Annotated in this window: 9 protein-coding genes; 3 read left to right on the forward strand and 6 right to left on the reverse strand. The window is 44.8% G+C overall.

Annotated features, from left to right (window positions below):
* Nucleotides 1-214 precede the first annotated feature (214 nt).
* The 5 genes from rimP to QUB11_RS24515 form a co-directional block, all read right to left on the reverse strand.
* Nucleotides 215-682 carry a ribosome maturation factor RimP gene (gene rimP, locus QUB11_RS24495; RefSeq protein ID WP_333040953.1) on the reverse strand — a complete coding sequence of 156 codons (468 nt, stop codon included), beginning with the start codon at nt 680-682 and terminating at the stop codon, nt 215-217.
* 323 nt (nt 683-1,005) lie between these two features.
* On the reverse strand, nt 1,006-1,218 hold the full coding sequence (locus tag QUB11_RS24500; RefSeq protein WP_333391919.1) for a hypothetical protein: 213 nt from the start codon (nt 1,216-1,218) through the stop codon (nt 1,006-1,008).
* Between the two features lie 84 nt (nt 1,219-1,302).
* A complete protein-coding gene (locus tag QUB11_RS24505) occupies nt 1,303-1,464 on the reverse strand; it encodes a thiamine S protein (RefSeq protein WP_333205261.1) in 162 nt (53 codons plus the stop codon).
* 59 nt (nt 1,465-1,523) lie between these two features.
* On the reverse strand, nt 1,524-2,900 hold the full coding sequence (locus QUB11_RS24510) for a response regulator (protein WP_333391921.1): 1,377 nt from the start codon (nt 2,898-2,900) through the stop codon (nt 1,524-1,526).
* Nucleotides 2,901-2,911: 11 nt separating this feature from the next.
* Nucleotides 2,912-5,737, reverse strand: a complete 2,826-nt coding sequence (locus QUB11_RS24515; protein WP_333205259.1) for an ATP-binding protein — start codon at nt 5,735-5,737, stop codon at nt 2,912-2,914.
* 580 nt (nt 5,738-6,317) lie between these two features.
* Between QUB11_RS24515 and QUB11_RS24520 the strand changes: the two genes are divergently transcribed.
* Nucleotides 6,318-6,485 carry a hypothetical protein gene (locus QUB11_RS24520; RefSeq protein WP_333205257.1) on the forward strand — a complete coding sequence of 56 codons (168 nt, stop codon included), beginning with the start codon at nt 6,318-6,320 and terminating at the stop codon, nt 6,483-6,485.
* Between the two features lie 47 nt (nt 6,486-6,532).
* Here the strand turns inward: QUB11_RS24520 and QUB11_RS24525 are convergent, their stop codons facing one another.
* A complete protein-coding gene (locus QUB11_RS24525; protein WP_333205255.1) occupies nt 6,533-7,984 on the reverse strand; it encodes a hypothetical protein in 1,452 nt (483 codons plus the stop codon).
* 610 nt (nt 7,985-8,594) lie between these two features.
* On the opposite strand from QUB11_RS24525, the gene QUB11_RS24530 reads away from it, so the two are divergent.
* Both QUB11_RS24530 and QUB11_RS24535 read left to right on the forward strand, forming a co-directional pair.
* Entirely contained in the window at nt 8,595-10,094 is a 1,500-nt protein-coding gene (locus QUB11_RS24530; protein WP_333205253.1) for a GUN4 domain-containing protein, read from the forward strand.
* A 349-nt stretch (nt 10,095-10,443) separates the two neighbouring features.
* Nucleotides 10,444-10,707, forward strand: coding sequence for a hypothetical protein (locus tag QUB11_RS24535; protein WP_333205251.1), 264 nt, complete (start codon nt 10,444-10,446; stop codon nt 10,705-10,707).
* Nucleotides 10,708-10,888 lie beyond the last annotated feature (181 nt).

Below are 10,888 nucleotides of genomic sequence, written 5' to 3' on the forward strand. Positions count from 1 at the left end.
TGGGAAATTTTCAAGTAAAAGTGATGACAGAAAAGTGATGAGTTACTGAATAGGCTCAGGGGAAATTGTTGCTCTAACAATTTATTTATTGTCCCTATTCAAGCCGCTGATACAGATATGCTTGTTAAAAATTAACTCGCAGCCAAGCGTTTTCAGCTTGCTGCGAGGCAATCTCAAAACTCAAAACTCAAAACTCAAAACTCAAAACTTCCCTTTACATCTCCTTTCCTTCGTCTAGTTCAACTTTGACAATCTGAGGGCGGGGAATTTTAACCTGTCGCCCTTTTTGATTGAGATAAACCGCTGTTTCATCCCGGCCCAGGAGTAGTCCTTTCCACTCTTTGATTCGCGAGTCGGGTTCGGTGGTTTTGGCTGTCACGGGGAAACCTTTAAAGGTAATAAATTCTCGATCGCTGCTGAGCAATCGGGATATTCCGGGACTGGAAATCTCTAGCACGTAGGCATCGGGTATGATGTCGGCTGCCTCTAACTCGGCATCGAGGGCTGTGCTCATGCGCTCGCAGTCGGCTAAACCAGTGTCTTGTTGGAGGTTGCGGATGTCTACCCGCAAGACGGGAGGATTTTGGTTGGTGTGAAACACTGCTCCCACTACTTCCAATCCCAGTGTTTCCGCAACGGGGGTAGCTAAGTCAATGATTTGTGGGATTAGGGGATGAGTCATATCGAATACTTAAGTTAAAACTCCTGAACTCGGACACGGCAAGGAAAAATTTGGTGTTGAGATTGCTTGGCTTTGAGGTGGTTTGATTAGGTGGCTGCGACTTTCGTCTTCAACTTTGGGACTTACCCAACATCCCAGCAGGGGATCTCAAGCGGGGGGTACCCCTACTAAATCAGTCCTCAACTTGCAAGTCAGACGCCCTGAGCTCTTTTCCTGCGACTAATGCAACAAAAAAAGTGGGCTTGACCCACTCCTAGGTAAAACAATTTCTTCCAAGAAGTTTGAGGACTTCTTCTGATCGAAGGGAGGCCTCAGTTCTCAGTTTAGCTCGATCGCCCGCCCGGTGACAAACCGATCGCCATCGGCGGACTGTCCGAGGGCAGAAGAGGAGAGCTGACAGGGGGAATAAGGACGACTCGATCACAGTTTTGGAGTGGGGTGGGGCGAGGGCAAATTCCTGGTTGATATTCAAGCAGGTGCGATCGATCTGAGATGTTGCACCATTCTCGCTTAACAGGCTCTCCGGCCTGTTCCACAAAGAGTAGATTTTCTTGTGGAACAGGCCGGAAAGCCTGTTCCTAAAAAGCTTATTGACAATGGTGCAAGATGTGCGATCGATCCTAGAACAGGGGGGGAGTGGCACTCAGGCGTTCTAGGACTTGCGATACGGGAGTTGCTTTGGGAAATTGTAATTTCCCTTCGGACAAGCCCTCTGCTTCTTGATAGGGGGTGAAGAGTTTGACAGTGAGGGTGATTGGTAGATTAGACAGGGGCGATCCCATGATTAACGGTATCTTGACAAAACAGCAAAACTAAGATTTACCCTAAAAAAGTCCCCTTACTAATGCTGGATTGGAAGCTCAATTACAAACTCTACCCCCCATTCGGGCGAGGAAATGCAAGTCAGCTTACCACCATGTTTTGCTTCTACAATCTCACGGCTAATAGACAAGCCTAAACCTGTCCCTTTACCCACTGATTTTGTAGTAAACATCGGCGTAAATAAATGCTGCATTATCTCCGGCGTTATCCCCAGCCCATTGTCAGCAATCCGAATCACCACTCTGTCGCCCTGAAGCATTTCAGTGCAGATCCGAATCTGTGGATTGTCATTGCTCTGTTGCTTTTCCCCGCAGAGCGGACAACTGATCGTAGACTCTTCTAAAGCATCAATTGCATTCGCTAATACATTCATAAACACCTGATTTATTTGCCCAGGATAGCACTCGACCAGCGGTAATTCGCCGTACTCTTTAATAACCTTAATAGCTGGGTGAGTGCCTTTACCTTTCAATCGATGACCTAAAATCAACAGGGTACTATCTAGCCCATCGTGAATATTCACTGGCGTTAGTGCCGATGTATCCAACCGAGAGAAATTACGCAGTGACATAGAAAGATTGTAAAGTCGCTCTGTTCCTAGCGCCATTGAATCAATAATTTTGGGCAAATCTTCAACAATAAAATCTAACTCAATCTCCTGGGACTTATCCTCAAATTCTGATGTCGAAGTAACGTTGTGCTGGCAAAGCCGAGTCATCTCGATCAAATCGGCAATATATTCCTTGGCAATAGGGATATTATTGGAGATAAAACTAACTGGATTGTTAATTTCGTGAGCCACCCCAGCTACAAGTTGACCAAGACAAGCCATCTTTTCACTTTGAACGATTTGCACTTGAGCTTTTTTAAGATTCTCCAAAGCTTGAGAAAGTTCAGCCGTTCGTTCTTCCACCCGTTTTTCTAACTCCTGCGCGAGCTGATGTAACGCTGCTTCTGCTGCGAGCCTGTCTTCTATTTCCCGTTTCAGCATGAGGTTTTGCTCTGCAAGGATTTTAGTAAGAGAACGCAGTTTTAAATGGAGGTTGACGCGAGCTAACACCTCCTTTTGTTCAAAGGGCTTAGTAATGTAATCCACCGCCCCTAGATTAAAGCCTTTGACCTTATCTCCTATGTCAGAAAGAGCGGTCATAAAAATTACGGAGATTTCGTTCGTCAACGGACTTGCCTTCAACCGCTGACAGGTTTCAAACCCGTCAATTCCTGGCATCATCACATCTAACAGAATCAAATCAGGCTGAGTATATTCAGCCTGTTCGATGGCAGTTTCGCCATCAGTTGCTACCAATATCTCCCATCCAAAACCCGCTAAAGCTTCAGAAAGCACGTCCAGATTGCTAGGATTATCATCGACGATTAAGATGCTACTTGTTTCCATATTTGCTGCCTTCATTCTTTTTGTATTCTGTGGGATGTAATAAACTCTTTGATTTTTTTGACCTGATAGCCTTGGGCTAACTGGCGCAGCTCAACAGCAAAGGACACAAATTTCTGATCTAACTTCTCTAGGTGCTCACTGCGCTTCACAATTCCTTTCACGTTGCCTCTCATCGCCAGTTCAAATAAAAGTTCAATTTCTCCTGGCGGGGGAGCCACTACAGAATTCGATTCAGAAAGTGATTGAGGATCAGAGGAAAAGGGAATAGTGCTGATTTTTTCATTTTTGGGTTCGTCATATATCCATTCAAGTTTTAAATACTTTTGCAACATCTCAAATAGCTCTTCTGCCTGCACTGGCTTACCGAGAAAATCGTTGGCTCCCCCCTCCAAACTTTTATGTTGATCGGTAGCAAATACACTGGCAGATGAAGCAATGATTGCCACGTCTTTATAGTGTGAAAAATTTCGGATACGACGCATCATCTCAAAGCCATCTAACACTGGCATCACCAAGTCAGTGATAATCAGATCAAACTTAAACTCTTCTACTTTTTCTAAACCTTCTTGACCGTTTTTAGCTTCGGTTACTTCAAAGCCGAGGGGTTCCAGCAAATTGACAATGACTGAGAGGTTTTCCCATTTGTCATCCACAACCAAAACTTTCTGCTTTCTACCTTGGTAGCCAACTAGCTTTCTTTGCTTGGTAATCGTGGCTGTATTTGCCCAGTCTGCCGCTTCCCGTAAATCCAAATCTAGCCAAAAAACACTGCCGACTCCTGACTGGCTTTTTACTTGAATTGTACTACCCATCATTTCGACAATTTTCTGGCTAATTGTTAAACCGAGCCCGGTTCCTTCCGCCTGACGCTTACTGTCTCCTACCTGTTCAAAGGGCAAAAATATTTTTTTTAATTGTTCTGGTGTCATACCAACGCCAGTATCTTCAATTTGAAACCGAATTTTGTGAATTGGTGAGGCTGGCTTTTGCTCAGAGCTTTGTACCTTTTCACCTGTGTCCTTTTCCAGATGTTCTATCTTAAAAGTCACCCCTCCACCGTCGGTAAACTTAATTGCATTGCTCAGTAAGTTAATTAGTACCTGTCGCAAGCGTTTCTCGTCAGCGTAGATGCCAGCAGGCAGGTCCGAACTAGGTTGATAAACAAAAGCAATTCCTTTTTGTTCGGCTCGGATGCGGCAGATTTCCGCTACTCCTTGCAAAAAGGAAGCAAAATGGAAATCTTTCGCGTACAGTTCCAATTTCTGGGCTTCAATTTTAGCGAGGTCTAAGATGTCATTAATCAGGGTTAACAGGTGGGAACCACACTGGTGAATAATACTGATGCCTTGGATATCTTTGGGAGCCATAGTTTTCGATCGTTCTAGGATTTGAGCGTATCCTAAAATGCCATTGAGTGGTGTTCTCAATTCGTGACTCATATTCGCTAAAAATTCACTTTTAGCTTGGTTGGCACTATCAGCGATTTGTTTGGCTTCCGTGAGTTCAGCAGTGCGTTCTTCTACTCGGATTTCTAGCTCGGAATTGGTCTTGGCTAGCGCCTCAAAGGATTCGCGCAACTGTTGTGCCATAAGGTTGAAAGACTGACCCAGAATTTCTAGTTCTTCTATGCCTTTTACCTGGACATTTTTTTCTAAGTCGCCACTTGCTATCGCCCTAGAAGCGGCGCTCAAACGGAGAATCGGGCTGGTAATCCAGCGTGCGGTTAAGATTCCCAGAACGGTAGCCAGCCCCAAGGCTCCCAAACACAACAAAATGGTAGTCTGGGTATTGGCGTTAATTTGATCCATGAAATCGCTTTCAGGAACTACGACGACGATCAGCCAGTCCAATCCTCGCCTATCTTGAAAGGGCATAACTTGGAGGAATTCCCGCTGACCGGCGATCGTAAAATCCAATTGCTGAGAGCTATTAATTTTAGTGAGGTCGCCAAAGTGTTCTTTTAAATGCGCTGTTGTCAGCCGAATTAAATCATCGGTGCTGTCTAAAGCATTCAGGCGATCGAGTTTGCCATTGTTGGTGATAAATGCTTCTTTGAGAGTTGAACTGCCTACTAGGAGTCCCGAACGTTCCATAATGAATGTCTGTCCCGATCGACCGATTTTTATGCTTTGCAGAAAGTCACTGAGGAAAGAGATCAAAAAATTAGCAACGAATACTCCGCGCAGTTCGCCACTTTCGTCATAAACTGGATGTCCGGCAGGGAGGGAGAGCGTTTTCTGACCTGTAAGCGGAAAAATTTCGCTCCATGTGGGCCGGCTATAGCGTACACTGTCTTTATACCAAGAACGGCGGAGTATATTGTAGTTGCGGGAGACTTTTAAGAGCTTCGTTTGATTGCCTTTGCTATCAGATTCATAAATATGAAGTTCATTCCGATGCTCTTTGTCTGCTATTTTAAAAAATATTTGGCCATTCTCTTGGCGTTCAATGGCAATGAACTCTCCCGTTTTAGTAGCAAAACCCATCTGGGGCAGAGAAGGAAAGGCTTGAAGTTGCTCCCACAAATAGCGCTCCGTACTCTCCAATTCGTCTGGATTTAAGTATCCTAGGCGAAGGGCATTGGCATTCAGTTGATTGACGCGAGGGGCTGTGTCTAGGTAAGTGTTGAGCTGCTGCTGGATACGGGCCGTAATTTCACTCCGCAACTGACTAGCAACTTCGTTGACTGCTTTTTGCCCGTTGCGTAAGGATAGCCAGCCTGTCAGCCCGACGGCGGCAAATATTTGTAGGACGAATGGGAATACTAAAATTAGGCGCAGGGACACCTTTTTTTTAGAACGGTTTGACAGGAAAGTGGTTGCAGAGGTCTGTGACATTGATTGATGTTACTTCTGGGGTAACGAGTTGGCGGAAAAATCTCAGTGGAGAAGAGTGAAATGAGGCTGAGGAAATATATATTGAAAAGCAATCTATAATATTTAGTGAAAAGTTTTAGACAGTAACTTGCTTAAACAAGCCGGGCTACTTACGTGCTTTCTCTGAGAGGGGTATAATAAGAGCTGACTAAAGATACTGACTAAAGATACTGACGCGGCTTATTTTTTTAGAGCATTTGTAATTTTTTTTAGCCTTTAGGAAACCCCTTAGCAATCATATCTAATAGATTACTTGGTCTAGAGAGATTTGTAGTATTTTTTTAACTTTACTTTACAGATTGAGTCTAAAAAGTAGAATCTCATCAAACTTACATAGAAATTGATATAATATACGTCTAAAAAAATTGACAATCAAGCATCCAGGATACAAGCCCCCCGATTCATTCCGAAAGCAGACTCAGGACCCAGAAATAAAAAACCTGTATCCGATGAAACTTGCCGAACGTATTTATCTCGCGCAAGTCAATGCTTCAATCGAAAATCGAAAATCGAAAATCGATTGACCTTTCTCGCTAAAAACATGACACGCCAGGCCGCTGAGAACCCTAACGGCGGTCTAACTAACTACGGCGCTGAAGATGTGATGCACAACTCTGCAGATGACTCTGGTAAAGAATGCCGATCGCACATGAAACTTTACAATTCCCGCAAGCTTCATGTGCAGGAGTTACAGCAGGGTAATTGCTAATTGCTAATTGGGGAAGAAAAAAATAAGTAAAGCGGTGGAGACTTGCTCTAACGCGGGGCTATCCGTTGCAGTTCTTTGGCTTGTTCTAAAATTTTCTCGAAGTCTTCTTCGCTCAACCGCTGAATGTAGTTGATTTTGAACTCTTCTAGGAAGTCGCACAGCAGCAGTTGTATTTCTTGCCAGGTTTGCTGCTGTTGCAGTTCGGTTCCTAAAGCTTGCCCGAAATGTTGGACTAGCTGGCTTGAGAGTTTCATGCCTATGGGGTCTTCGGTGGCGATTTTGAAGGCTTCGTAGGCATCTTGGGGGCCGAGGGTGGCTAATTTTGAGAGTTCTGCAACTAATTGCTGTGCTAGCTGTTCGGGCAGGTTTCCCAGGCCGGGTACTTGCTTCCATCCTTGATAGAGGGGGGATTGTTTGAGGAAGCTTTCAATATTGTACCGGAGGAGGGCTTCTAGGTCTGGCTGGAGTTGGGGGAGGACTTTGTAGACGGTTATTTGGACGAGATGGGTGGCGATCGCTTCTATTTCATTGATATTGTTGATGTCTAGATAGCGCTGTTTTGGGGATTTAAAGAGTTGACGAGCGAGTTCGCCTGTGGTGATTGATTGTTGCATCTGGTTGATGAGTTGAATTACTACAACTTCGGTCAATTCTTGAGCGAAGTTGGCGACGAAACCTCGGCTGATTTGGGCGCGTATGGGTTGGAGATCCGGCATTTTGGCTTGGTGGATGCGAATTGTGACGGGTAATACTCGCAACAGGCGCCAGAATGGGAGCAGCATGAAGATGTCGTACCATCGCCAGAGCATGGCTGCTCGCCAAGTGACGCTGCGGTGGCGGCGGGTGATCCAGTAGGTACGGGCTAGAAATTCGATCGCGAATATGGCAATAAATGGCAGGTCGATTAGCCAGAAGTTATCGGTAAATTCGCCGTTTTCTCCAATCTCGCGGTAATAGTTGGTGGCGATTAATGGCTTGATTTTGGAGTCAAACCACTTGATTTCTGTTTGCCAACCTTGTTTGTTTAAATAGTCTTGGCTCCAGAATGCTTGGAATGATTGTTTAGCGGAGTCTTGCGGATTGGGGACGCGATCGCGCATCCGGTCTTTTATTTTTTCTAGGGTGCCACTTTTTGATGCTACTCGAAAGGGATCTTCGTCGATCATTTTCGCGCTCAGATTGTTTATTTCCTGCAATTTGGCTGCTACTTGGGGAGAGGGCAACCCTGTTTGCACTACTTGAATTTTTAATTCTTCTAAGGTTTCCAGATATTGCTGGGTGTCTCGGTGGGGTTTAATTCCTTTAAATGGGTCGTATACTTGAGTTAGAACTGGCAGTTGCCGGAGGTAGAAATCTCGACCGGGCACGTAAGTTATGTCAAATATTACTAGGCTTAAATTTCCTAGGGCGACCAGTGCCATGAACCGCTCGAACCAAGGTACTTTTGGTGATTTTTTGCGGGAGTTGGGAGTTGGAGAGGGCAGTAGTTTTGGTGTCACTAGCGGTTCCTAATTAAGTAGACCGATCGAATTAGATGTAACTGGTAATAGCTGAAAAAAGGAAACAGGGAAAACTGGCTAAGTGTCTGATCGAGATCGGATGGCGATCGCGGAAGCTAGTCTTTATTTTAACGTGCGTTTGTTGGGGATTTTTGGATTGTTAATTATGCCTGGTTAAGTTAAATATTTTACGGGTAAAATATTAAGGTCGATCGAACTTGACGGAAGCTGTGGCTCCCGTTAGTGTGCTTCTCTCTGGCAATAAAATTATATCTCAGGCGGAATCCTCAGTTTTTTTGGCGTTGCAGAACTCACGGGGCTGGTAATAAATTACTATTTCTGTTTGATCTGGTGGCTCTTTGACCGCTAAATCAAATGTATTGCACGGAGCGGAGTCTAAGGTTAGATGAGGACTTCGAGTTTGAGGTCAAACCCTCAAGAGAGTTATACTTGCTCAGGGGCAGTCTGGCGAGAGCGCCTCCTCTGATGGCGAAGGTGGCTGCCGCCTCCGTAAGGTTCGAGGTATCGCCTCTACAAAAACCAGCTCGCGATCGGACTCTTGAATAATATAAAACCCTTCCTACTAATTTTGTTCGCATTTTTTTAATATATGACATACTGCCTTAATCTCGATTGCCCAAGAGACAAGCGTCAGAACCCACCAGGCACAAAGTATTGTCTTAATTGTGGTTCAAAGCTGCTGCTAAAAGACCTTTATGCAGCAACTGAACCGCTGCGCGATGGGGGATTTGGTAGGACTTTCCGAGCTGTTAATCATGGCAAATTTGAGGAATTGTGCGTGATAAAACAGTTGTCACCTCCTCAAGAGTTTCAACGGAAGCCCGGTCATTTTAAAAAATATGTTCGACTGTTTGAACAAGAGGCAAGGCGGTTATACGAACTGAAGCACCCGCAAATTCCTCAGTTAATTTCTTATTTTGAGGAAGATGGGCGATTGTATTTAGTGCAAGAGTTTATTGATGGCAATAATTTAAAGGATGAGTTAGATAAGTACGGTGCTTATAGCGAAATTAAAACTTGCGAACTGCTGTTAGATTTGTTGCCTTTATTGAAGTTTGTTCATGACCGAAATGTGATTCACCGCGATATTAAGCCTGAGAATGTGATCCGCCGAGCTCGCGATCGTAAGTTAGTGCTGATAGATTTTGGGGTTTCTAAACAGGTAGTAGCTGCTGCTCCGACCAAAACTGGAACGAAGTTGGGAACTCCCGGCTACGCGGCTCTAGAACAGCGTCACGGTAGGGCTGTTCCTGCTAGCGACCTTTATAGTTTGGGGGTGACTTGCATTCGCTTGCTGACTTCTGTTATGCCTTATCTGGATATCTACGGGGACATTCACGATGACCTTTACGATCCGCTTGAAGGCCGATGGCTTTGGAGGGAGGCTTTGCCAAAAGGAACACAAATTAGCGACGATTTAGGTCAGGTTTTGGATAAGTTGATTCAGGAATATGTTAAAGATCGCTACAAATCGGCTGTGGAAGTTTTGGATGCTTTAAAACCTCCTGTTGTTGTTGTGCCCGTGCTGGAAAAGTCGCAGCAGGCAACTGTTGTTAGTCCTTCGGTTCCGACTCAACCTGTGACTGAGACTCCGCTAATTTCTGTGAATTTAGAGTCCGAAAAAGGTATTGATTATTCTCACTTGGAAAGGCTGCTGGCTGCTAAAAATTGGCGTGGTGCTGATGAGGAAACTTCTGTGAAAATGCTGGAGGTGATGCAGCAAAATTCACGGGGTTATTTGAGTGAGGAAGATATTAGGAAGTTTCCAGCTAAGGATTTGCAGACTATCGATCGACTTTGGGTGCGGCACAGTCACCGCAGATTCGGTTTTTCTGTGCAAAAGGGTTTGTGGCTCAAGTTGGGGGGAAAGCCTGGTGTTTATGATGCTACAGTTTGGGAGAAGTTTGGCGATCGAGTGGGCTGGCGGGTTAACAGCCAGTGGGTATACTATTCTGAGCTGAATTTTACTTCTAAAGCAAAGCCGGGACATTTGCCGGGGGGGACTGTTTTTGGGTGGGAAGGCGGGGTTTTGTGCGGTGTTTTGGGTTTAGGTGGGATCTGGTTTCTGCTGTCGCGGCGGGATTTGTAAAACTCACATCTTGCACTATTCTCGCTTAACAGGCTTTTCGGCCTGTTCCACAAGAAAATTCACTCTTTGTGGAACAGGCCGAAAAGCCTGTTCATAAAAAACTTATTGAGAATGGTGCAATATCTCAGTAAAAGGAAGGTAGAAGGTAGAAGGCAGAATTTATTAGTCAGACTGCACCCCAAGCGAAGTCGAAGTGTTAGTCATGAAATAGTTTTGAGTTGCGAATTAAAGAGTTAACAAGTTTTGAGTTTAATCATTTGTTATGTAGAAAATAGCTCTAAAAAAAGCGAAAAATAAGATATAATCCCAAACCCTTTTTTTTGTGCTATGTTCTTAGAGAAGGGCAAGTTTGCAAAGTCAAAAGCCAGTCCTCGGCCGTGGCCAAAGATGGGGACTGGCGTTGGCTCCAATTTACCAAGGAGATTTATCTAGTATGTTGCAAGAAAAACGTCTCAAGCCGTGGACTATAGTTCGCTCGCTTCCAAATGTGGAAAAGGTGGTTGTGGGTGAGTTTCGCAGTTGGTCTGATGCAGACGGTCACTTGAAAATTCTCAAGCGGATGGTGCCGGCAGATCGATTGAGTGTTGTCTTCGATCCGGTAGTTCAAGCGTAACGTCGCTGGTAAATTGATCAGCGTGCGATCGCTCTTTGAGCTAAGCGATCGCCTCTTTTTTTAGATACTGTTTTTTTACATAAAAAATGCGATCGCTAAGGATCGCGAATTAAATAACTTACAATTTTAATTGTGATTGTGGGATGGGCGTCCCGCCCGTCCTTTTTGGACGGGCGGGACG

Origin of the sequence: Microcoleus sp. B6-A1, assembly GCF_036705085.1 — a bacterium.
Classification (GTDB): domain Bacteria; phylum Cyanobacteriota; class Cyanobacteriia; order Cyanobacteriales; family Microcoleaceae; genus Microcoleus.

Excerpts from the sequence above, each read along its gene's own strand:
- rimP (WP_333040953.1), bottom strand. The coding sequence starts at position 682 with ATGACTCATCCCCTAATCCCACAAATCATTGACTTAGCTACCCCCGTT.
- QUB11_RS24505 (WP_333205261.1), bottom strand. The coding sequence starts at position 1,464 with ATGGGATCGCCCCTGTCTAATCTACCAATCACCCTCACTGTCAAACTC.
- QUB11_RS24510 (WP_333391921.1), bottom strand. The coding sequence starts at position 2,900 with ATGGAAACAAGTAGCATCTTAATCGTCGATGATAATCCTAGCAATCTG.
- QUB11_RS24515 (WP_333205259.1), bottom strand. The coding sequence starts at position 5,737 with ATGTCACAGACCTCTGCAACCACTTTCCTGTCAAACCGTTCTAAAAAA.
- QUB11_RS24520 (WP_333205257.1), top strand. The coding sequence starts at position 6,318 with ATGACACGCCAGGCCGCTGAGAACCCTAACGGCGGTCTAACTAACTAC.
- QUB11_RS24530 (WP_333205253.1), top strand. The coding sequence starts at position 8,595 with ATGACATACTGCCTTAATCTCGATTGCCCAAGAGACAAGCGTCAGAAC.